The sequence below is a fragment of the Saccharibacillus alkalitolerans genome, from assembly GCF_011090185.1.
GTDB lineage: Bacteria > Bacillota > Bacilli > Paenibacillales > Paenibacillaceae > Saccharibacillus > Saccharibacillus alkalitolerans.
In genome coordinates this window covers 103,672-124,938 of sequence record NZ_JAAFGS010000004.1, presented here as the reverse complement: position 1 = coordinate 124,938, position 21,267 = coordinate 103,672, and the positions used below count along the sequence as shown (strand labels likewise).

Genomic DNA, 21,267 nt, shown 5'->3' with positions numbered 1-21,267 from the left:
ACCAGGTGAACGCCGGAAAGAATGGAGTCGATTTTCCCCGTGGATTTCCAAGCGGATGCTTTAGACCGAGTCATCAAGAATGCCATTCAGGTCGTCGAAGACAGCAAGTATCAAATTTTTGAGATATTGGATCAATCCCGCGCCGAACTCAATTCGCTCACCGAAGAACTGCAGAGAGTGATCCAGGAAACTTCCGATACCGCCGACAAAGTCGACGATCTCGAAAAGAAATTCCGTCTTTCCCGTATCCGGCTCACGGAAGTGAGCCGGGATTTCGTCAAATATACGGAGCAGGATATTCGGCAGGCCTACGAGCGGGCGACGCAGTTCCAACTGGAGCTTTCGGTGTACAGGGAAAAAGAGGCTTATTTGAGAGCCCGGCGGGACGAGCTCCAGCTTCGCGTGCGCAACACGATGAATTCCGTCGAGCGCGCGGAGTCGCTGGGTTCGCAAATGAGCGTGGTCACCGAATATTTGTCCGGCGGGGAAGTCGGGCAGGCGACCAAAATGTTGGAATCCGCCAAAACCCGCCAAATGGTCGGCCTGAAGATCATTCTGGCTCAGGAGGAAGAACGCAAGCGCATTTCTAGAGAAATTCACGACGGACCGGCGCAATTGATGGCTAACATGGCGCTCCGGACCGAAATCGTCGAACGCATGCTGGGCAAGCAGGATTACGGACGCGTTCAAGAAGAAGTGGCGGATCTCAAGAAGCAGGTGCGTTTCAGCCTGGAAGAGATTCGCAAAGTCATTTTCAATCTCCGGCCCATGGCGCTTGACGACCTCGGATTGATTCCGACGCTTCGCAAGTACACGCGCGACTACGAGGACAAAAACCGGATTCGCACCGTATTCGAGACGAGAGGCAAAGAGTATCGGCTCTCTTCCGCAATGGAGGCTGCCGTCTTCCGCTTGATTCAGGAGGCGCTCACCAATGCGGCCAAGCACGGAGACCCGACTCACGTCGTCGTCGAGATCGCCTATCAGACGCAGCTTGTCAAAATCTCGATTCGGGATAACGGACGCGGCTTTAACACGGATATCTTGGAACAAAAGGCGAATCAGCATGCGCACTTCGGTTTGATTGGAATGCGGGAAAGAGTCGAGCTGCTTGAGGGAAGAATGGAGATCGAATCAGCCGAGAATCAAGGAACCAAAATCGTGATCCATATCCCGACGAATGTAGAAAATGGAAAGGGGTATGAAGATGGAGAGCATGAACTCGGAACAACCTAAAATTAAAGTGCTTTTGGCTGACGATCACCAGTTGTTCCGTGAGGGATTGAAAAGGATTTTGAACATGGAGGACGATATCGAGGTGATTGGGGAGTGCAGCGACGGCATTCAAGTGCTGGAATTCTGCAACGCCTACAGACCCGACGTCATCCTGATGGACATCAACATGCCCAACGAGAACGGCGTGGAAGCGACTTCGAAACTCCGCGAAATTTTTCCGGATATCAAAGTCATCATGCTGTCGATTCACGACGATGAAAGCTATGTCTTCGAGACGCTGCGCAAGGGAGCCAGCGGTTATCTCTTGAAAGACATGGAAGCGGAGTCGCTGATCAACGCGATCCGCAGCGTGGCGGCCGGTCACGCCTATATTCATCCCAAAGTGACGGGCAAACTGATTCAGCAGCTTCAGCGCATGACGTTCGTCAACGAGCGCGGCGCCATGTTCGACGGCGTTCAAGACGAGGAAGCGGGCGTCAAGTTCATCGGCGGCGAAGACAATCCGCTGACGCGCCGCGAAGCCGAAGTTCTGCGCCTGATGTCCGAAGGGAAAAGCAACAAAGCCATCGGCGAGTTCCTTTTCATCAGCGAAAAAACGGTCAAAAACCATGTCAGCAGCATTTTGCAGAAGATGGAAGTCGAAGACCGTACACAGGCCGTTATCAACGCGATCAAGATGGGCTGGGTCACGCTGTAACATCGACATTCATTTTACAAGCGAAAGTAGGGAATTGATAAGCGGCTCCCAGACTTTGGGAATCGGGCTTTTGCAAAAAAACGAAGCTCGAAAATGGTTAGTAAGTGAAGAAAATAACGTAATGTTCGGATGATCGAAGATCGCCGAACCGGGAATGAAGCACACTCCTTATACGCTCGCAAGAGCGAAAAGGATGTGCTTTTTTTGTGCTTTTTTTAAAAAAAACGGATGAGGGGGCAGGGGCATGAAGGCGGCATTGTACGCGGCGGAAACGACGGAGGGGATGGTGCTGTGTCTTACGCTGCATGCTGAGGTAGACCGGCTGTGGCGGCGCGAAACGGGAGCGAAGATGGTGCTTATCTCAAGCGGGATGCCGCTTCAGTGGGCGATCCGTTTGAACGGTACGCAATTCGGAAAGGAGGCGGCCGACTGGAGCGTCGCGGAATGGGGCCGGCGCCTACGGCGGGAACTGGGCAGCGTCCTCGTCCGAGAAAATCCGCAGACGATGGATTCCCTGCTCGGAATCGGAAGCGGGGTAGAAGGCTGCACGGCAGGATCGACGCAGCCGGCCGGCCAAAAGCCGCAGCGGGGCGAAAGCGGCGGAGAAAGCCTCGCTGCTGCGGCGCAAGAAGCGGCATGCCCGAATCGACTGACCGGGCAGGCCGAGCGGCTGGCCTCCCTGATGGAAGGGCGATCGCTGCTGAGCGGAGAACTGTGCTCGATGCTGAAAGAATCGGCGCCCGAGCTGGAGCCGGACTGGAAGGCGATCGTTCAGTTGGCTTACTTGCGAGGCGTGCTTTTTCTGCGCAGCGCGGTAGAAGGGAGCCGGAATCCCGGGCGGCAAAACAGCGGGGGTCACCGCTGCGCGCGCTGCGGCAGCCAAGCCCGCGGAGGTCCCTGCGGCTCCTGCGGCTCGGCGGACTGCGCGCGCTGCGAAGCCTGCCGCGCGCTCGGACGCAGCCGCTCCTGCGAGCTGCTGCTGCAGGGGCGGCCGCAGGCGCGAAGCGGCAGGCCGCGCAGCCGGCCGCTCGGGGAATCGGCCGGGTCCGGGCTTCCGGCCGTCCGGGAAGCGAACGCCGGCCTGCGCGCCAGGCTGGCGCGCTGGAAGCTCAGCGCGGCTCAAGCGTCCGCGGCGGAGCATGCGCTCCGGTTCCTCGAGACGGAACCGCTCTCCCCTGCGGGTGCGGCCGCCGAGAAAGGAGGCGTTCGAGGAACCGCCGCGGCTTCGGGCGGACAGGCAGGGGTTCCCCGCAGTCCAAAAAGCGGCTTCAAGCCGGATACTGCCCATTATGCCGCTTCCGATCCGGGCAGCCGCTTTCTGCTCTGGGCCGTGACCGGGGCGGGCAAGACGGAAATGCTGTTTCCGCTGATCGAGAGCGTGCGCAGCCGCGGAGGCAGCGTGCTGGTCGCTACGCCGAGGCGCGACGTCGTGCTGGAGCTGGCGCCCCGGCTCCGCAAAGCTTTCCCTGATGAAGCGGTCGTCGCCTTGTACGGAGGCAGCGAGGAGCGCTGGCGCCGGAGCGGGCTGACGCTGGCGACGACGCATCAGCTGCTGCGCTTTGCCGGCGCTTTTGACCTCGTCGTCATCGACGAGCTGGACGCCTTTCCTTTTCACGGAGATCCCATGCTTGCCTACGCCGCGGAAGTCTGCCGCGCTTCGGGCGGAAAGACTGTATATTTGTCCGCCACGCCGCCCGCCGAGCTGCAGTCTCTGGTCCGCCGGAATCGGCTGGCCTGCGCGAAGGTGCCGGTGCGCTATCATCGCCATCCGCTGCCCGTGCCCGAGCGGCTGCGAGCGCCTTCCCTCGCCGAATGTCTGCGCCGTCGGTCGCTGCCGGCGCCGCTGCTTCGCAGATGGCGGACATCGCTCGAACGCGGGGCGCAGATTTTTATCTTTGTCCCGAAAATCGTTCTGGCGGAAGCGCTGGCCGTGCTGCTGCGGCGAACGTTTCGGGGGATTCCGGTAGGCGCGACCTCTTCGGAAGATGAGGCGCGAGGCGGCAAGGTACTTTCTTTTCGCTCCGCCGATTTGCGCATCCTGGTAACGACAACCATCCTGGAAAGGGGAGTGACCGTGCCGCGCAGCGACGTGTATGTGCTGGATGCGGACAGCGGCCTGTTCGATGAAGCATCGCTTGTGCAGATGGCGGGGCGCGCGGGACGCTCGGCCGACGATCCCGCAGGACGGGTCGTGTTTGCCGCCGCGCAGAATACGAAGGCTCAAGCCGGAGCCTGTCGGCAGATCCGAAGAATGAACCGGCTGGCAAAGCCTTTTCTGCTGCCGGAGACGGTCGGTCGAGGCAGGCTGCTTCAAGTTGGCCGTCTCGTTGAAGCGGTTTGCGGCAAAGGGTGTCTTCCGTTCCGAAAGCCGGAAAAGAAGGCCGCCTCCGAGCGGGACAATCGGGAGAAGCGGCGATGAGGGGCGGAGCCGAGCGGGCGCTGTCCGTACTGCGCAGGCTGCTGGCCCCGAACTTCGAGCCGTGCTTGGCATGCGGGAAGCCTGTCCGTGCCGGCGCTTCGCTTCCCGGGATCTGCGAGCGCTGCGCGGCCGGGGTGCCGTGGATCGCGCGGCCGCGCTGTCCCGTATGCGGCCGGGCGCAGGGCTGCCCCGACTGTCTGCGGCCCGAAGCGCGGGAAAGAGCTTTCGAGATGAACCGCAGCGCGGTTCTCTATGACGCGGCCATGCGCCGATGGATTGCGGAATACAAATACGGCGGACGGGAAGCTTTCGCCGAACCTTTTTCGATCATGCTGGAGCAGGCTTACCGAAACCTGGTACGGGAGATGTCCGCAGAACGAAAAATCCGCTATCGCTCTCCGGGGTGGAAAGCCGATCTCGTAACCTGGGTTCCGGTCAGCGAAGAGCGCCTTGAAGAACGGGGCTTCAATCAGGCCGAGCTGATTGCCCGTCAAATGGCGCGCCGCCTGCACATCCCCGCGCATGCGCTGCTGGAACGCCGCGTGCATACCGGAAAGCAGAGTTCCAAGACGCGCGCGGAGAGGCTGCATAACCTGGACGGAGCATTCGGCCTGCTTCCTAATTTAGACCCCCGGTTTTTTCGGAAGTGGGACCTCATAGGAACTGAAAAACGTCCCAGAGGGTCTTTTCCTATTGCTATCCTACTTGTCGACGATATTTATACGACCGGAACGACCGCCGCGATCTGCGCATCGGCGCTGAAGCAGCTCGAATCGCTGCTCGGATGCTCCGTTCTTGTCTACAGTTTGACACTGGCACGTTCTTAAAAGCGCTTGTAATCGCCTCGCATTACGATAAAATGAGAGAAGCGGAAAGAAATTTAACAGAAATAAGAAGGATATCCGATATATATGGTTAGCTTCTCCATACTACTTCCAATGAAAGACAAGGAGGCACCTACAGATGAATTTGTCCAACTGCCCGCGCTGCGGTAAGGTTTTTGTGATGAACTTTAAAGGAATTTGCGCCAACTGCGCGAAGGATATCGAAAACGAATACGAAGCTTGCGTCAAATATTTGCGTGAAAATAAAGGCGCCCATATGCAGGAACTGTCGGACGAGACGGGCGTCAGCGTGCGGCAGATCACGACATTTATCCGCGAAGGACGCATCTCGATCGCGAACGCGCCGAATATGGGTTACGGCTGCGAAGTGTGCGGAACCTCGATTCGGGAAGGAAATATGTGCGAATCCTGCCGTTCGAAGCTGGCCGGAGACCTGCGGGAGGCGGCGAAAGAACAGCCCAAAACGCAGCAGAAAAATTCGAGCGGCGCCTACAAAGCGTTCCGCAACGACTAAAAAATCCGTGCCGCCTTACCCAGCAATAGGAACATCGAAACAGAAATAGCCCAAATTTACGCTTGACAATTTAATTTTTTTCTCATTTTAGCTCTAAACATTGTTTGGATTCGCACCGATAAACTTATTATAAGCTTATCGGTGCTTTTACTTAGACGGCTAAAACAAAACTCAAACCTTTAGGAGGTTGACTATATTATGAAGATCAACGACACATCGAGAATCGGAGCCCTTAACCCTTACCAACGCACGAACGAAATGCAGCGCACGGAAGAAACGAAGAAAACGGCGCGCAAAGACGAAGTCACGATTTCCACGGAGGCGATGGAGATGCTGCACGCAGCAAACAAACCGGCCGATAGCGAACGCGCTGCACGTATCCAGGAGCTGAAGCAGCAGGTATCCGCAGGCACTTATTCGGTGGACGCAAATAAAATTGCCGAAAAACTCTTACCTTTTCTTGCGGAATAACCGATAAAGGTTGTAACGGAATGGGGGACTTTTTCAAAAGCCCGGTATGTCCGGCGCTTTTGGGGAAGTCCTCTTTTTAAAATATTCGGAAAGAAAGGTGAAGGATCTTGGCACTCAAGCAGTTAATCGGACAGCTGGAACAGCTGAACCGTTCCCATCTTGAAATGATCGAAGTCGCGGAGGAGAAAAAGACGGCTGTCATCAAAAACGACATCGACACGTTTATCTCCACGATGAACCGGGAGTCGAAGCTGCTCAAGCGCATCCAGGGGGAAGACGAGCGGCGCGGCGAACTGGCGTATGCTTTTATGCAGGAGCGCGGCATCAAATCCCGGCTGAAGCTGACCATCGCCGAGATTTCGAGACTCGTTTTCGATCCGGACGAGAAGAGGGAACTGCTCGACGTGCACGCCCGCCTTTCGGATACGCTTATGCGGCTCAAACAACTCAACGATGCCAACCGCCAGCTGATCGAGCAGGCGCTGTCGTTCATCGATTTTTCGATGGAGCTGATGTCGCACAGACCCGAGCAGGAAGCCACTTATCAGCATCCCGCCGCACAAGCTTACGGCTACAGCCGTTCCGGCATGTTCGACCGACGCGGTTAACAGAGTAAAGGAGAGAAGCTATGACATCGACATTCCATTCCCTGGAGACGGCCAAGCGGAGTCTGTTCACCCAGACGACGGCGCTCAGCACGACGGGGCATAACATCGCAAACGCCAATACGGCAGGTTATTCGCGTCAGGTCGTCAACATGAAAGCGACCCCGGCCTTCGAGACGCCGGGGCTGCGCAACTGGGTCAATGCGGGCCAGCTCGGCAGCGGGGTAGAAGCGAGCGCGATCGTGCGGGTACGCGATTCTTATCTGGACGATCAGTTTCGGGGAGAAAATGCGGGCATCGGTTCTTGGACCGTACGTCAGGAGACGCTCAGCAAGCTCGAGGCGATCGTGAACGAACCTTCGAATACCGGTCTTAGCGCCGTAATGAACAATTTCTGGTCGGCATGGTCCGACTTCAGCAAGGATCCGCAGGATATCACGAACCGGAAAATCATCAAGGAAACGACGTTGGCGATGACCGACTCGCTCAATCAGACATCCAAGCAGCTTGACGCCATGACGACCGACCTGACGGCTAACATCAACCTGAAAGCGACAGAAGTCAATTCGCTTCTCAAGTCGATCGCCGACCTGAACGCCGGCATCAAAAAAGTCGAGGATATGGGGAACAACGCCAACGACTTGAGCGACCAGCGCGATTACGCGGTGGATCAGCTGTCGAAAATCGCGAACGTGACCGTAACCAAGCTGGATACGGGATACCAGGTAACGCTCGGCGGAACCGTTGCGGTAGCGGGGACGACCGTGACGCCGGTCACGGAAGCAAGTTTAAAAGCGGCTTACGACGGCGGAGGACTCAATAAAGGCGAACTTTACGGCATGTTCGTATCGCGCGACGATTATGTGGTCGATTACCGGAAACAGTTGGACACACTGGCCGATACGATGGCGAACGGCGCGTTCCAAGTTACGATTCCGGCAGGCAGCGTACTCCCCGAAGGCACGACTTTATCCGTCATAAACGCGGACGGCACGCAGACAAACACGACATTTTCGAATGCGGCCAACAACCGAACACTGAACACGCCGATCAACGTAAAAGTGAACGGCATCAACGGTCTGATGAAAATGGGTTACACGATCGACGGCGCAACTCCTTCCGCAGGCGTCGAGCTGTTCTCGGCCGGCGGCAGCGGCGGCGCGATTACGGCGGGCAACATCACCCTGAATCCGCAGATTCAGAACAATCCGAACCTCATCGCCTCCTCCTTCCGGGTCACGAACGCGGGAACGACGGGAGAAAAAGTGGTTACGGGTAATGCCGGAATTGCTTTAATCATGGCCGACATGAAAAGCACCCGTTTCGATTTCGGCAGCGCGGCTTCCACGCCTGTGACGATCGACGACTATTTCAGCTCGATTACGGGCCAACTCGGCGTGCAGTCCAAAGAAGCGGCACGACAGGCTCAGAACGCGACCGACCTGGCCGATCAGGTAGAGTCGCTGAGACAATCGGTCAGCGGCGTATCGATGGACGAGGAAATGACCAACCTGGTTAAGTTCCAGCAGGCTTATAATGCCAGTGCGCGCTTTATGACGACTTTCGACGAGATGCTCGATAAACTGATCAACGGCACCGGTACGGTCGGCCGCTAATTTAGGGGAGGAATAAAAAGATGACCATCCGGATGACATCCAATATGATGAGCTCCACGCTCCTGGGCAACCTGAACCGCAATCTGTACAACATGGATAACTTGGAGAATCAGATTTCTACGGGACGCAAGATCACCAAGCCTTCCGATGATCCCGTAGGCGTCACCTATGCGCTTCGTTACCGCTCGCAGTTGGCCGGCAACGAGCAGTTCCAGCGTGCGACGGATTCGGCGCAGAGCTGGCTGGACGAGACGGACAGCCAGATGGGGAGTGCGACAAATGTGATGACGCGGCTTAAGGAACTTATGGTACAGAGCAGCACGGGAACGTACTCTGATTCCGACATGCAGTCGGCCGCCAATGAAGTCGAACAGCTTAAAAAGCAGCTGGTGGATATCGGAAACAGCAAATTCGGAGGGAAATTCATTTTCAACGGTCAGGAATACGGCACGATGCCGTATCCGACGGAAGCCGGAACGGACTACTCGCAGGTGGAGACAGATAATACTGCAGTAAAATACGTTATTGGAGAAAATATTCAGTTCCAGATCAATACGACAGGGAACGAATTTTTCGGTATGAGTGGTGTTGAGGATAACGTATTTGCGGTAATGGACCGCGTTGTTTCGGCTATGCGGAGCGGAAATTCGGAAGGAATCACGGCAGAAATGGGCAACGTTGAATCTCGAACAAACCAAATGGTTTCTTCACGTTCCGAAGTGGGTGCACGTACGAATCGGGTTGAATTGGTCAACAGCCGTCTTTTGGATCAAGAAATGAATACGACGACGTTGCTGTCGAAGACGGAAGACCTTGATGTAGCGGAAGCGTTGATCAAAGCGACAAGTGCGCAAACGGTGTACGAAGCTGCGCTCAAATCTTCAGCCAATATCATGAGCACTTCATTGATCGACTTTATGCGTTAATTTCGAAGTTTAATGCTTGTTTTGTTGAAATTTAAGAAACAGAGGGATAATCTGAAGCTATGGGCCATGGTCCGTAGCTTTTTTAAATCGCTAAGGAGGATCTAAAATATGGTACAAATTCAATCCGTCCATTTGGGCGAACTAACGGTGGGCGAAGAGGATCTGATCACATTTCCCAAAGGAATTCCCGGTTTTGAAGAAGTTACGGAATATGTGCTTTGCGACGTGGATGGGACGTACAGTTATTTACAGGCAGTCAACCAAGCGGAACTTGCCTTTATCGTAACGGATCCGTTCTTGCACTTTCGAGATTACGAATTCGAACTTTCTGATGAATTGATGGACGAGATACAGTTAAAAGAAGAAAAAGGGATAGCCGTTCGTTGCATTGTAACCTGGAATAATGATCCGGCCAGAGTTACGACAAATTTGCTTGCGCCGCTTATTTTTAACGTTGCTGATCGGCTGGGTAAGCAGGTAGTGTTGCAAAACACCACGTATAAGACAAGACACTTCTTGAATTCTTCGATTTTAAAGGAAAGCGGTGAGTCCTGATGTTGGTGCTTTCGCGAAAGAAAGGCGAGTCGATCGTAATCGGCGACGATATTGAACTTACGGTACTGGCAGTAGAAGGAGATACGATCAAGTTAGGGATTAAAGCTCCGAAACATGTCGATATTCTGCGAAAAGAGATTCTGGTTTCCGTACAGGAGAATAACGAAAGCGCGGCGCTGGATCCTAAAGAGATCATCAAGATGATGCAAAAAAAATCCTCGGAATCTTGATTTTTTCTTTAAAAGACTTAAGTCTTTCCGGGAAGCGGACGATATATAAAGTAAGGCAGTGAAACGCCTCAAATCAACCACATGGACGTGGGAATCAACCAATTCAGGGAGGAAACAACACAATGATTATCAATCACAACCTGCAAGCCGTCAACACGCACCGCAACATGGGACTGAATAACGCAGCAGCAAGCAAGAACATGGAAAAACTGTCTTCGGGTCTGCGCATCAACCGTGCTGCCGACGACGCAGCCGGCCTGTCGATCTCCGAGAAAATGCGCGGACAAATCCGCGGTCTGGAACAAGCACAGCGCAACGTTCAAGACGGTATCTCGTTCGCACAAACGGCTGAAGGCGCAATGAACGAAGTCAGCGCGATGCTGACTCGGATGAAAGAGCTGAACGTACAGAAAGAAAACGGAACGTACAGCGCAAGCGACAAATCGAACATCAATGCCGAGCTGAACGCTCTGGGTTCGCAGATCGACGCAATCATGACGAACACGAAGTTCAACGGCATCAGCATCAAGAGCAACGTATCGGTGCAAGCCGACGACAGCACGTTCAAGATTTCGATCTCCGGCGTAGCTACAACCGGATTTGCAGGTTTGTCTTCGGCAACGACGCTGGCTAACGTAAGCACAGCGATTGAGAACGTGGCAAAACAGCGTTCGAACCTTGGTGCCGTACAAAACCGTCTGGAATACACGTCGAACAACCTTGGAACGACAGTAGAAAACCTGACGGCTGCAGAATCGCGTATCCGTGACACTGACATGGCGAAGGAAATGGTTGCCCTGTCGAAGAACAACATCCTGCTGCAAGCTTCGCAGTCGATGCTGTCGCAGGCAAACCAGTCGCCGCAAGGCGTACTGTCCCTGCTCCGCTAAGTTTAAAGTTTTGCTTAAAAGCCTGCTTTCGAGCAGGCTTTTTTCTTTTTTGTCTTCTTTAATTGGGAATACTTTTTTTATTTATTTTCCTCCTATGCTATTCAAAGTTTCGAAAACACGGACGATATATAAAGTAAGGCAGTGAAACGCCTCAAATCAACCACATGGACGTGGGAATCAACCAATTCAGGGAGGAAACAACACAATGATTATCAATCACAACCTGCAAGCCGTCAACACGCACCGCAACATGGGACTGAATAACGCAGCAGCAAGCAAGAACATGGAAAAACTGTCTTCGGGTCTGCGCATCAACCGTGCTGCCGACGACGCAGCCGGCCTGTCGATCTCCGAGAAAATGCGCGGACAAATCCGCGGTCTGGAACAAGCACAGCGCAACGTTCAAGACGGTATCTCGTTCGCACAAACGGCTGAAGGCGCAATGAACGAAGTCAGCGCGATGCTGACTCGGATGAAAGAGCTGAACGTACAGAAAGAAAACGGAACGTACAGCGCAAGCGACAAATCGAACATCAATGCCGAGCTGAACGCTCTGGGTTCGCAGATCGACGCAATCATGACGAACACGAAGTTCAACGGCATCAGCATCAAGAGCAACGTATCGGTGCAAGCCGACGACAGCACGTTCAAGATTTCGATCTCCGGCGTAGCTACAACCGGATTTGCAGGTTTGTCTTCGGCAACGACGCTGGCTAACGTAAGCACAGCGATTGAGAACGTGGCAAAACAGCGTTCGAACCTTGGTGCCGTACAAAACCGTCTGGAATACACGTCGAACAACCTTGGAACGACAGTAGAAAACCTGACGGCTGCAGAATCGCGTATCCGTGACACTGACATGGCGAAGGAAATGGTTGCCCTGTCGAAGAACAACATCCTGCTGCAAGCTTCGCAGTCGATGCTGTCGCAGGCAAACCAGTCGCCGCAAGGCGTACTGTCCCTGCTCCGTTAAGTTTAAAGGCTGTTTCGAAAAACCCCGCTGCTGCGGGGTTTTTTATTTTTTATCCCTGAATTCCATAAAGATTTTGAGTTAAATTCCGATATATAAAGTAACGACAGCTTAGTAGAACGGCAGTGACATACTTAATCAGGGTGGAGGTATATTATGGATTCGAGTATAGCAGGGGGACTGGGAGGAGCATCGCCTTTACCGCAGTCTTCTTATCCTAAGAAAGAATACAATCCTAAGCATGATGACAATAAAGCGTCGGATTTGCTTCAACCTGCCTCCATGACGACAATCCCGCAGTTGCATCAAGATCATGAAAAGATGGTTCAGGAACTTAAGAAAGCCATCGATGCCATTCAGGGGCCTCAAAAAACGTTGGAAATATCGGTCCACGAACAGACCAACGCCATTATGATTAAGGTTTTGAACAGAGAGACCGGAGATATGATTCGCGAAATTCCTTCGGAAAAAATTTTGGATGTAGTGGCAAAAATGATGGAATTTACGGGTATATTGGTCGACAAAAAAATCTAAGGGGGTCTGGTTATGGTTACAAGAATCTCGGGGATGGCTTCGGGGATGGATATCGATGCCTTGGTAAAATCTATGGTCAACGCTCGTAAAGGACCGCTTAACAAGCTGAATGAACAGAAACAGCTTCTGGAGTGGCAGCGCGATGACTATCGTAAGATGAGCACCAAGTTGGTTACATTTATGCAGGATAGCATTTCCAAGCTTGCACAGAGCAGCACAATCAATGCTCAGAAAGCCACGATCACGGGAAATACCGGTGCACTTACTGCAAGTGCTTCCTCTGTTGCAAGCAGTGGAACAATGACAATCGAAGTTACTAAATTAGCAACTTTTTCCAGCGTCCGCAGCGCACAAGGGTTGAATAAAGACAGTACTACAACCAAGCTTTCCGATCTCGATAGTTCGTTTGGGACGGCCTCGGTAGTTACGATCGGCGGAGCGGATATAGCACTCACTGCCGATGAAACCATTCAATCCTTTGTCGATAAGATCAATAGTAACAGCAAGACAGGAGTCACCGCCTTTTACGATTCTGCGGCGGGTTTATCCCTCACGTCCAAGACTGCCGGTCCTGATGCGGTTGTGGTTGATGCCTCGATTAAAAATGCCTTCAACTTGACGATGGATACGTTTGGCTCCAAAGCTGAACTAAACGTAAACGGTCTGAATATTGAGAAGGACTCCAATAGTTTCGACCTTAACGGCGTGGCGATCACTCTTAATGCCGCAGGCGGAGCGGCGACTACGGTGACAGTTTCCAAAGACACCGAAAAAGTGGTGCAGGCCGTTCAAGACTTCGTTAATGCCTACAATGACGTGATTTCTACCGTCAATGGCAAGATTAGCGAAGAACGCTATAAAAAATATACACCGCTCACCAGTGAACAAAGGAAAGAAATGAGCGACGACGAAGCCAAGCTTTGGGATGAAAAAGCTAAAAGCGGCATGCTCAAGAATGACAGCATCCTGCAACGAACAATCGGCGATATGCGCGCAGCTTTAATTCAAGGGGTGGACATCGGCAGAGTTGTAAATGTCGATGGAGTAGATGTGAATAAGCCATTGATGATGTCCGAACTCGGTATCACCACAGGTACGTACGACACTAAAGGCAAGCTTAACTTGGATACGGCAAAGCTTACGGCAGCACTTGAGGGAAATCCTGATATTGTTAATCAATTTTTTGGGCAGAATTATTCAAAATCCACTTTAAATAATCAGTATACGGTAGAAGACGGGATCCTTGCGAAGACGAGAAAAATTTCGACTGCCGCTTTGTCCAGTTTGGCAGAAAAAGCGGGTACGTCCAAGGTCAGCAGCGACCTCAACTCCACGTTTTTGACTACAAGTCTTATGGGACAACGGCTAACCGCTATCGATCGTCAAATTACCGATTGGAACAGTCGCTTAAATCGAATTGAAACGAATTATTATAAGCAGTTTACGGCCATGGAAACGGCCATCAATAGGTACAATGCAACGATGTCCAGTCTTTCCGGCATGTAACCACAAGGAGGAAAAACCTTGATCTACTCACCTTACCAAAAGTACCAGCAGACTCAAGCCCAAACCGCATCCAAGCCTAAACTTCTGATTATGCTGTATGATGGAGCCATTCGCTTTGTAAAGGCGGGAATCGACGGGATTGCGGAACGTAATTACGAATCGGCGAACAACAATCTCTGCAAAGCACAAGCAATCGTGCATGAACTTACTTCTTCCCTAAATTTCGATTACCCGATTGCATCGGAACTCGCCCGTATTTATGAGTACATGCTGCATCTTCTGATTGAAGCAAATGTGAAGAAAAATGCGGCTCCCGCGGAAGAAGTGCTTGAACATCTCAGTGAACTACGCGAAGCATGGATTGAGGCAGGAAAAGTATCTGGTATGGCGGGAAATATGTAATGGCAGAAGCGGTAGTGAAAAAACTGCTCAACGAGCTGCAATCTATTACCGAAGACGCGATCTCTCGTTTGAATACGATGGATAGCGATGAACTGGAACTTTTGGCGAATCGGCGTGAAGAATTGGTGCTTTCTATTGAAGAGTATCGGAACAGCATTAACGAAGAAAATCGTGAACAAATTGCCTATATTCTTAGTTTCGATATGACTATCCTTAAAAGAATGTTATTTTTAAAGAATGAAGCCGGAGAATGGATGCATAAGCAAGGCGCAATCCGTACGCAGCAGTCGGCTTACCAAAATGCGTACTCACTGGACAGTATGTTCATCGATCATCGTAAATAAGAGTTTTGATAAAAAAGAAACACTCTCATTATGACGTTTGTCGCTAAGGGCGAACGAACTCATATTCGAGAGTGTTTTTTTTCTGTATAAAGCAGAAAGTTCAAGTTGAAAGGAGACAAGAGGGGGGATTTTTTTTTGAAGGTTCACTCTATCTTCCTTAAATCCGATATAGTAGGTATAGAAATTAATAGCCGGGAATGGAGATTGTGAAAATGACTTATTTCAACGAAAATCTTAGCATAATCCAACAAAGGTTTCCCAATATTGCGAATCGTATCGAGCAGTTTAATCGCACATCGGAGGGCAGCAGCTCCATCTTTAAGGAGCCTCTTAAACGAGACGAAAGTTGGTTGACAGCGGTCGAAGGTTCGGTAAACGACATGAAGGTTGTTTTTTTATATGGATTTAGCCAAGGCTTAGGTCTTTCTGATTTATTGGAAAAGTATCCAGATCGCTTTTTTATAGTGTATGAGCCGGACGAAGCGGTTTTTAATCATTCAATGGAAAATTATCAGATGAAGGACTTATTGGCATGGCCTCAACTGTTGTGGGTTTCCGTTGGGCCTACTCAGCTCAAAATGCTATTTTATAAAATTTGCACTTACATGGATCAAGAATTGGCTTTTGTAGCATTGCGCCATCATTTGGAGAAGAATATTGAGGTGCTTCACGATCTGAGGGAAAGCTTCGAAGAGTATCGAGCGACTTTTGTATCAAATAGACATACTGAGAGGCATTTTCGGAAAATTTGGCTGCAAAACAGCTTGAACCAATTGGCCAGCATGCTGGTATCGCCATCCGTAATGGAATTGGCCGGTTCCTTTTCGGGTTCGACTGCGGTAATTGTTGCTTCGGGGCCTTCTTTAGATAAAGACATCGCATGGTTGCGAAAATTCCAACCTCATGCCTTGATTATTTCAGCGGGCTCCAGCATCCAAGCACTGCTTCGGCATAATATCGAGCCTCACTTAGTTACCGTTATGGACGGAGGGGCCATAAACGCCAAAGTTTTCGAAAATCCGAGAGCAACAAAACCGCCTCTTTTTTTTGGTTCAACGGCTTATTACGGGGTATCGGATAAAAAAAACGATGACACCATTTATGGGATTGTACAAAATGATGAAATCGGAAAGTTTTGCATGGGTATGGAGTCACAAGATCCGACCATACTTCCTACGCCTACCGTTACCGGAACTGCAATCCAAGCTGCGGTTTGGTTAGGAGTTTCAAGGATTGTCATGATGGGTCAGGATCTATCCTTTTCCGAAGGGAAATTTTATACAAGCGGCGTAGAACATACGGATGCAACCCATAACGAGACGATCGTAGAGCGATCGCAACATACCGTGCTTAACGTTTACGGAGGATATAATCAGACTACTCAAAATTTTTTGTTCATGAAAGACGGCTTGGAAAGTCTTATTTCCATCCTGCCCAACATTGAATTCATTAATGCTACTCGCGGAGGAGCAGCGATCGAAGGCGCAGCATGGAAACCGGCAGAAGAAGTTTATTCTTTGCTTGTGGAACAGCGTGTCGAATCCAATGCTGTGTCAAAGCTGCTCGAGCAGACTCATACTTCAAACGAAGATAAAATAAATACGGTGAAATCTAGACTTCTGAATATATCGAGCGACATAAGCGTGTTGAGAAGCGAGCTGAACATGCTGAAAAAGCAGATTGATCGGCTTTCGGAACAAAGTCGTTCGAATGCGAACAAAGCTTGGAGAACAATGGAGTCAGTCGAAGTACTTTGGGGAAATATCGTGAATAGAGATTGGTTTAATCCAGTATTTGAAACTCTGCTTACGGATCGATTAAATGAATTCGATCGAATATTGCCAGAGATCGCGACGGAAACAGACATTCGAAAAAAAGCCGATTTGGCTTATCATCATCTCCGTAAACTGGGAGAAGACATTACAAAAGAGCTTCCTTATTTGCAAGAGAACGTAACGGAATCATTAAAACGGATCGCAGAAATCCATATTTAAAGGACGGGTCGAAACAATGGACGAAATGTATCGGGGCAAGAAAATTTTAATTATCGGTGGAACAGGAACGATCGGTCGGCACTTGACCCGCAGTCTACTTAAAGTGGAACCTCAAGTCGTTCGCATCCTGAGTCGGGATGAACACAAGCAATATGAAATGAATATTGAATTTGCGAATGAGGCAACTCGGTTGCGTTTCTTGATTGGCGATGTAAGAGACCGCCAGCGGCTGAACAGAGCCATGGAAGATATCGATTACGTGTTTCACTTGGCGGCAATGAAACACGTTCCGTCTTGCGAGTACAATCCTTTCGAAGCGGTACAGACCAATGTCATCGGCACTCAAAACGTTATACAGGCTGCCATAGAAAATGGAGTTCAAAAGGTGCTGTTTACAAGCACGGATAAGGCAATCTCTCCGACAAATACGTATGGAGCGACAAAGCTGACGGCGGAAAGGTTGATTTCTGCGGCAGAGTATCAAAAAGGGTCAAAGTCTACGGTTTTTTCCTCCGTACGTTTCGGGAACGTGATGGGGTCCAGAGGGTCGGTCATTCCCTTATTTACAAAGCAGGTGTGTGAAGGGAAAGAAATTACGATTACAGATCCGGAAATGCTGCGATATATGATGACACCATCGCAGGCGATCGAGCTTATTCTTGAAGCGAATAGGCTGGCGGTAGGAGGGGAAGTTTTCGTTCTTAAAATGCCGGTTATCCGGATTGGCGACCTTGCTGAAGCGATCATTGAACTTACTGCCGAAAAATATGCTTTGGATTATGCGCGGGGAGTCAGGGTTATCGGATTGAGACCTGGAGAAAAACGCTACGAAGAATTAATGACAGTCGACGAACAAATGATAGCGAAAGAAGCAGAGCGTATGTTCATTATTCCTTCGTTGTTTAGGGAGAAGGCAGAGCAGACTTTAGTCGCTCTCCCTGATATGAAACCCATTGAGAAATCTCAGGTTAAGCAATGGTTGACTGAGGAAGATCTGATCTGACTTCGTTTATAGGGAGGGAACAGAATGAAGCTTGCTTTGGGCACAGCGCAGCTTGGAATGACATACGGAATTGCTAATCAAACGGGAATGCCGAATGCGAACGAAGCTTACAAAATTTTGGAATATGCGCTCGACCATGGTGTTTCGGCCTGGGACACAGCGCCTGTTTACGGAGAAAGCGAGAGGCGGATCGGAGATTTTCTGAAAAGCTCAAATCGGCAAGCCAGGGTTTTGACCAAACTGCCTCCATTATCTTCCGAACTTGAAGTGGATTCGCTCTATGACCGCTTGCGGCACAGCATCCGCGAATCCCAAAGCAAATTGGGTGTTTCTTCGTTGGATTCATGCCTTCTCCACTCCCCATCCAATCTGTTTTCGCATAACGGGAAGGTAGTCGAGGCGCTTATCGAATTGAAAAAGGCGGGAGAAATAAAGCGGGTTGGGGTATCGACGTACACTCCCGACGAAGCTAAAGCATTCCTGAACATCGAAGGTTTGGATGTCATACAACTACCGATCAATATTATGGATCAGCGTTTGGAGCGTCAAGGGATTTTAAATCAGCTTACACAAAAAAACGTAACCATATATGCTAGAAGTACTTATCTTCAAGGACTCTTATTGATGAATCTGGACAGCCTGCCCGAACGCATGCATCATTTCTCTCCATATTTAGTCGAATTTATACAGCTTGCCAAAGAGTTTAACCTGACACAAGCTGAGCTGGCATTGCTTTATATTCGTGATTTTTACAGAGTCGATTACTTGATTGTGGGATGCGAAAGTTTAGAGCAGTTAAAGGAAAACATAAGGATAATCAATCTGCCGGCTCTGCCGAAAGACATAAAAGAGAAAGCGGAAAAACTTTTCTTTAGCGTACCAGAGTCTATCTTGAATCCGAGCAAATGGGAGGTTTCGAAATGAATGCCGCCTTATTCGATCTTTCCGGAAAAACAGTGGTTATCACCGGGGCAACCGGCTATCTTGGAAGCGCGATGTGCCGAATTTTGGCAGAGCAAGGAGCGACGGTCGTTGTAACGAGTCGGCGAGCCGAAGAGTGCGAACGCTTGGCTGAGGAACTTCGCATGAACTTTGGAGGAGAACATCTAGGCATCGGATTGGATGTTTTAAGTACAACTTCGATCAATGAGGCGTTTGACCGGATTATAAATATATTTGGCAGTGTCGAAGTTTTGATCAATAACGCAAACGTAAGCACTCCGGGCAGAATCGAATCTTATACAGACGAAGAATGGGAAAAAGGCATAGCGGGAAGTCTGCATGCGTATTATAAGTGTATCAGAAAAGCGATTCCCCATATGTTGAGTCGAAGAAACGGAAACATTATCAATATCGCTTCCATGTATGGAATTGTCTCTCCCAATCCTGAAATTTACGGCGACTCAGGACAAAATAATCCTGCCAACTATGGGGCAGGCAAAGCGGCTATCATCCAATTGACGAAGTATGTGGCATGTCATTATGGAAGGGACGGAATCCGTTGCAATGCGATCTCACCCGGTCCCTTCCCCAATCGGGAAACGCAAAAAAACAAAGAGTTTACATCAAGTCTTAATGCCAAGACGGCGTTGGGAAGAATCGGACAACCAGAAGAGTTGCAGGGCATTATTGCGCTTTTGGCTTCGGATGCTTCAAGCTATATTACCGGTCAGAATATCTCTGTGGACGGAGGATGGACGGCATGGTGAAGAAGGTGGCAATCATTCAAGCCAGATTGTCTTCTTCTCGGCTTCCTGCAAAAGTGCTCAAGAGCTTGGACGGCAAAACGCTGATTGAGCGGGTCGTAGAGAAAACCAAGCAGGCGCAGAGACTTGATGAAATTTGGATTGCCACGTCTACGCGCGAAGAAGATGATCTGCTGGAGATGGAATCTTCCCGCCTCGGCGTATTCTGCTTCAGAGGCAGTCTTGAAAACGTACTGGACCGTTTTTATCATGCTGCCGTATCCTCGGATGCGGATTGGGTTGTAAGGATCACTGCCGACAATCCCTTGACGGAACCCAGATTTATCGACTCGGGACTTGACTATGCGGAAAAACAAGGAGTCGATCATGTCCGCTTTGAACCCGTACCGTATGGTTCCGGCATTGAGGTGATTCGACGATCTGCTCTTGAAAAAGCGTTTTTCCATGCTCAAAGCGATTACGAAAAAGAGCACGTTACGCCTTATATTTTAAATAACCCCGCATTCAATAAAGCGGTTCTGCAGCCCAAGCAACAGGAGCTACGGAGATCGGATATCATAGTAACGATAGATACTTTTGAGCAATATGTACAATCCTATAAAATGTTTCGCCACTTTAACGGCGCAGAAGTTACTTTGGAACAAGCGATTCATTATTATGAAGGGCTGCATCGTACATGAAAATAGCTATTCGAGCAGATTCTTCCGTTTTCTTGGGAGCCGGACACGTTATGAGGTGCTTAACGCTGGCCGATATGTTGAAAAAAAGCGGGGCAGAGGTATGCTTTATTTGTCGGGAGATTTTCGGCAATCTGATTGGTTATATAGAAAGTCTAGGCTATGAAGTTTTTGTCTTGCCCGGTATTAACGAAATGGATGTTGGAAGCCTCGGAGAGCTCGTGCAAGCGTTAAAGGACGATGAGAAAAAAGATCTGGCCGCAACCCGGACTTTTTTTGAACATTCCGCAGTATTGGATTGGTTGGTCGTCGACCATTATGCGTTGGGAGAAGATTGGGAAAGTGGAGCCAGAACCTTTTCAAAGAAAATTTTCGTCATTGATGACTTGGCGGATCGCAAACATGACTGTGATATACTGCTTAATCAAAATCCCAATGCCTGGAATAAACCTATATATGATAGATTGGTGCCTTGTCACTGTAATAAACTTTTGGGAACTTCGTATGTGCTGCTCCGTCAAGAGTTTCGAAACATGCGGTTTTCAAAAAGAACGAGAGAGGGAGCTTTGTCACGGATTTTGGTCTTTTATGGAGGCAGCGATACTTCGAATGAAACCGAGAAGGCACTGAATGCCCTTCAGGGACTGAGAGATGACCAACTTCATATCGATGTTGTGGTGGGACAAGCCAATCCTCATAAAAGTATGATCGAGCATATGTGCAATGCGATGCCAGGAGCCGCATTTCACTGTCAAATCGATTACATGGCAGAATTGATGAACAAGGCCGATTTAGCCATAGGTGCCGGAGGTTCTACAACTTGGGAACGCTGTTACTTAGGGCTACCTGCGCTGGTAACTATTCTGGCGGAAAACCAGCGTAAAGGCATTGAAGAGTTGGAAAGCGAACAAGCTTTTATCAACTTGGGATGGTATCAAGATGTCAGCGACAAACATATTTTTGAACAACTTAATCGGCTGCGTTCCAATCCTGAAACTCTTCGGTCCATGAGCAGGCGCTCTTTGGAGTTAATGGATGCGGGAAAACTATTTTCCGAAAAACAATGGGTCGAAATGTTTGTTTGACTGACCTTCCCTGCTAATTTTATCGATAAAAGGAAAAGGAAA

23 protein-coding genes are annotated in these 21,267 nt (G+C 50.2%); all 23 read left to right on the top strand.

Features of this window, described 5'->3' with window-relative positions; all coding sequences use genetic code 11:
* The first annotated feature begins 39 nt into the window (after positions 1-39).
* A complete protein-coding gene (locus GYN08_RS12490) occupies positions 40-1,236 on the top strand; it encodes a sensor histidine kinase (RefSeq protein WP_166274671.1) in 1,197 nt (398 codons plus the stop codon).
* Positions 1,208-1,933 carry a response regulator gene (locus GYN08_RS12485; protein WP_166274669.1) on the top strand — a complete coding sequence of 242 codons (726 nt, stop codon included), beginning with the start codon at positions 1,208-1,210 and terminating at the stop codon, positions 1,931-1,933. The genes GYN08_RS12490 and GYN08_RS12485 overlap by 29 nt, the downstream gene beginning before the upstream one ends.
* A gap of 244 nt (positions 1,934-2,177) precedes the next feature.
* Positions 2,178-4,352, top strand: a complete 2,175-nt coding sequence (locus GYN08_RS12480) for a DEAD/DEAH box helicase (RefSeq protein ID WP_235946216.1) — start codon at positions 2,178-2,180, stop codon at positions 4,350-4,352.
* The gene (locus tag GYN08_RS12475) at positions 4,349-5,179 is read left to right on the top strand and encodes a ComF family protein (RefSeq protein ID WP_166274667.1); all 831 of its coding nucleotides are present in this window, start codon (positions 4,349-4,351) and stop codon (positions 5,177-5,179) included. The genes GYN08_RS12480 and GYN08_RS12475 overlap by 4 nt, the downstream gene beginning before the upstream one ends.
* 136 nt (positions 5,180-5,315) lie before the next feature.
* Entirely contained in the window at positions 5,316-5,711 is a 396-nt protein-coding gene (locus GYN08_RS12470; protein WP_166274665.1) for a TIGR03826 family flagellar region protein, read from the top strand.
* A 198-nt stretch (positions 5,712-5,909) separates the two neighbouring features.
* Positions 5,910-6,182 carry a flagellar biosynthesis anti-sigma factor FlgM gene (flgM, locus tag GYN08_RS12465; protein WP_166274663.1) on the top strand — a complete coding sequence of 91 codons (273 nt, stop codon included), beginning with the start codon at positions 5,910-5,912 and terminating at the stop codon, positions 6,180-6,182.
* A gap of 107 nt (positions 6,183-6,289) precedes the next feature.
* Positions 6,290-6,790, top strand: coding sequence for a flagellar protein FlgN (locus GYN08_RS12460; protein WP_166274661.1), 501 nt, complete (start codon positions 6,290-6,292; stop codon positions 6,788-6,790).
* 20 nt (positions 6,791-6,810) lie between these two features.
* Positions 6,811-8,403 (top strand): flagellar hook-associated protein FlgK, encoded by a 1,593-nt coding sequence (gene flgK, locus GYN08_RS12455; protein WP_166274659.1) that lies wholly within the window; start codon positions 6,811-6,813, stop codon positions 8,401-8,403.
* A 20-nt stretch (positions 8,404-8,423) separates the two neighbouring features.
* Positions 8,424-9,329 carry a flagellar hook-associated protein FlgL gene (flgL, locus tag GYN08_RS12450; protein ID WP_166274657.1) on the top strand — a complete coding sequence of 302 codons (906 nt, stop codon included), beginning with the start codon at positions 8,424-8,426 and terminating at the stop codon, positions 9,327-9,329.
* Between the two features lie 108 nt (positions 9,330-9,437).
* Positions 9,438-9,884 carry a flagellar assembly protein FliW gene (fliW, locus tag GYN08_RS12445; protein ID WP_166274655.1) on the top strand — a complete coding sequence of 149 codons (447 nt, stop codon included), beginning with the start codon at positions 9,438-9,440 and terminating at the stop codon, positions 9,882-9,884.
* The gene (csrA, locus tag GYN08_RS12440; protein WP_166274653.1) at positions 9,884-10,114 is read left to right on the top strand and encodes a carbon storage regulator CsrA; all 231 of its coding nucleotides are present in this window, start codon (positions 9,884-9,886) and stop codon (positions 10,112-10,114) included. The genes fliW and csrA overlap by 1 nt, the downstream gene beginning before the upstream one ends.
* A 122-nt stretch (positions 10,115-10,236) precedes the next feature.
* Entirely contained in the window at positions 10,237-11,004 is a 768-nt protein-coding gene (locus GYN08_RS12435) for a flagellin N-terminal helical domain-containing protein (protein ID WP_166274651.1), read from the top strand.
* A 205-nt stretch (positions 11,005-11,209) separates the two neighbouring features.
* Positions 11,210-11,977: a flagellin N-terminal helical domain-containing protein gene (locus GYN08_RS12430; RefSeq protein ID WP_166274651.1), complete on the top strand. Its 768-nt coding sequence runs from the start codon at positions 11,210-11,212 to the stop codon at positions 11,975-11,977.
* A 153-nt stretch (positions 11,978-12,130) separates the two neighbouring features.
* Entirely contained in the window at positions 12,131-12,508 is a 378-nt protein-coding gene (locus tag GYN08_RS12425; RefSeq protein WP_166274649.1) for a flagellar protein FlaG, read from the top strand.
* A gap of 12 nt (positions 12,509-12,520) precedes the next feature.
* Positions 12,521-14,014 (top strand): flagellar filament capping protein FliD, encoded by a 1,494-nt coding sequence (gene fliD, locus GYN08_RS12420; RefSeq protein ID WP_166274647.1) that lies wholly within the window; start codon positions 12,521-12,523, stop codon positions 14,012-14,014.
* 18 nt (positions 14,015-14,032) lie between these two features.
* On the top strand, positions 14,033-14,416 hold the full coding sequence (gene fliS, locus GYN08_RS12415) for a flagellar export chaperone FliS (protein ID WP_166274645.1): 384 nt from the start codon (positions 14,033-14,035) through the stop codon (positions 14,414-14,416).
* Positions 14,416-14,760 (top strand): hypothetical protein, encoded by a 345-nt coding sequence (locus GYN08_RS12410; RefSeq protein ID WP_166274643.1) that lies wholly within the window; start codon positions 14,416-14,418, stop codon positions 14,758-14,760. The genes fliS and GYN08_RS12410 overlap by 1 nt, the downstream gene beginning before the upstream one ends.
* 212 nt (positions 14,761-14,972) lie before the next feature.
* Positions 14,973-16,754, top strand: a complete 1,782-nt coding sequence (locus GYN08_RS12405; RefSeq protein ID WP_166274641.1) for a motility associated factor glycosyltransferase family protein — start codon at positions 14,973-14,975, stop codon at positions 16,752-16,754.
* A gap of 16 nt (positions 16,755-16,770) precedes the next feature.
* A complete protein-coding gene (locus GYN08_RS12400; protein WP_166274639.1) occupies positions 16,771-17,757 on the top strand; it encodes an SDR family NAD(P)-dependent oxidoreductase in 987 nt (328 codons plus the stop codon).
* Positions 17,758-17,781: 24 nt separating this feature from the next.
* A complete protein-coding gene (locus GYN08_RS12395; protein WP_166274637.1) occupies positions 17,782-18,681 on the top strand; it encodes an aldo/keto reductase in 900 nt (299 codons plus the stop codon).
* Positions 18,678-19,466, top strand: a complete 789-nt coding sequence (locus tag GYN08_RS12390) for an SDR family NAD(P)-dependent oxidoreductase (protein ID WP_166274635.1) — start codon at positions 18,678-18,680, stop codon at positions 19,464-19,466. Before GYN08_RS12395 ends, GYN08_RS12390 begins: the two co-directional genes overlap by 4 nt.
* Positions 19,460-20,143: a cytidylyltransferase domain-containing protein gene (locus GYN08_RS12385; RefSeq protein WP_166274633.1), complete on the top strand. Its 684-nt coding sequence runs from the start codon at positions 19,460-19,462 to the stop codon at positions 20,141-20,143. The genes GYN08_RS12390 and GYN08_RS12385 overlap by 7 nt, the downstream gene beginning before the upstream one ends.
* The gene (pseG, locus tag GYN08_RS12380; protein WP_166274631.1) at positions 20,140-21,225 is read left to right on the top strand and encodes a UDP-2,4-diacetamido-2,4,6-trideoxy-beta-L-altropyranose hydrolase; all 1,086 of its coding nucleotides are present in this window, start codon (positions 20,140-20,142) and stop codon (positions 21,223-21,225) included. Before GYN08_RS12385 ends, pseG begins: the two co-directional genes overlap by 4 nt.
* Positions 21,226-21,267 lie beyond the last annotated feature (42 nt).

What these genes read in the sequence shown, in the direction of transcription:
- GYN08_RS12485 (WP_166274669.1), top strand. Translation starts at nt 1,208, where the DNA reads ATGGAGAGCATGAACTCGGAACAACCTAAAATTAAAGTGCTTTTGGCT.
- GYN08_RS12480 (WP_235946216.1), top strand. Translation starts at nt 2,178, where the DNA reads ATGAAGGCGGCATTGTACGCGGCGGAAACGACGGAGGGGATGGTGCTG.
- GYN08_RS12475 (WP_166274667.1), top strand. Translation starts at nt 4,349, where the DNA reads ATGAGGGGCGGAGCCGAGCGGGCGCTGTCCGTACTGCGCAGGCTGCTG.
- GYN08_RS12470 (WP_166274665.1), top strand. Translation starts at nt 5,316, where the DNA reads ATGAATTTGTCCAACTGCCCGCGCTGCGGTAAGGTTTTTGTGATGAAC.
- flgM (WP_166274663.1), top strand. Translation starts at nt 5,910, where the DNA reads ATGAAGATCAACGACACATCGAGAATCGGAGCCCTTAACCCTTACCAA.
- flgK (WP_166274659.1), top strand. Translation starts at nt 6,811, where the DNA reads ATGACATCGACATTCCATTCCCTGGAGACGGCCAAGCGGAGTCTGTTC.
- flgL (WP_166274657.1), top strand. Translation starts at nt 8,424, where the DNA reads ATGACCATCCGGATGACATCCAATATGATGAGCTCCACGCTCCTGGGC.
- fliW (WP_166274655.1), top strand. Translation starts at nt 9,438, where the DNA reads ATGGTACAAATTCAATCCGTCCATTTGGGCGAACTAACGGTGGGCGAA.
- csrA (WP_166274653.1), top strand. Translation starts at nt 9,884, where the DNA reads ATGTTGGTGCTTTCGCGAAAGAAAGGCGAGTCGATCGTAATCGGCGAC.
- GYN08_RS12435 (WP_166274651.1), top strand. Translation starts at nt 10,237, where the DNA reads ATGATTATCAATCACAACCTGCAAGCCGTCAACACGCACCGCAACATG.
- GYN08_RS12430 (WP_166274651.1), top strand. Translation starts at nt 11,210, where the DNA reads ATGATTATCAATCACAACCTGCAAGCCGTCAACACGCACCGCAACATG.
- GYN08_RS12425 (WP_166274649.1), top strand. Translation starts at nt 12,131, where the DNA reads ATGGATTCGAGTATAGCAGGGGGACTGGGAGGAGCATCGCCTTTACCG.
- fliD (WP_166274647.1), top strand. Translation starts at nt 12,521, where the DNA reads ATGGTTACAAGAATCTCGGGGATGGCTTCGGGGATGGATATCGATGCC.
- GYN08_RS12410 (WP_166274643.1), top strand. Translation starts at nt 14,416, where the DNA reads ATGGCAGAAGCGGTAGTGAAAAAACTGCTCAACGAGCTGCAATCTATT.
- GYN08_RS12405 (WP_166274641.1), top strand. Translation starts at nt 14,973, where the DNA reads ATGACTTATTTCAACGAAAATCTTAGCATAATCCAACAAAGGTTTCCC.
- GYN08_RS12400 (WP_166274639.1), top strand. Translation starts at nt 16,771, where the DNA reads ATGGACGAAATGTATCGGGGCAAGAAAATTTTAATTATCGGTGGAACA.
- GYN08_RS12395 (WP_166274637.1), top strand. Translation starts at nt 17,782, where the DNA reads ATGAAGCTTGCTTTGGGCACAGCGCAGCTTGGAATGACATACGGAATT.
- GYN08_RS12390 (WP_166274635.1), top strand. Translation starts at nt 18,678, where the DNA reads ATGAATGCCGCCTTATTCGATCTTTCCGGAAAAACAGTGGTTATCACC.
- GYN08_RS12385 (WP_166274633.1), top strand. Translation starts at nt 19,460, where the DNA reads ATGGTGAAGAAGGTGGCAATCATTCAAGCCAGATTGTCTTCTTCTCGG.
- pseG (WP_166274631.1), top strand. Translation starts at nt 20,140, where the DNA reads ATGAAAATAGCTATTCGAGCAGATTCTTCCGTTTTCTTGGGAGCCGGA.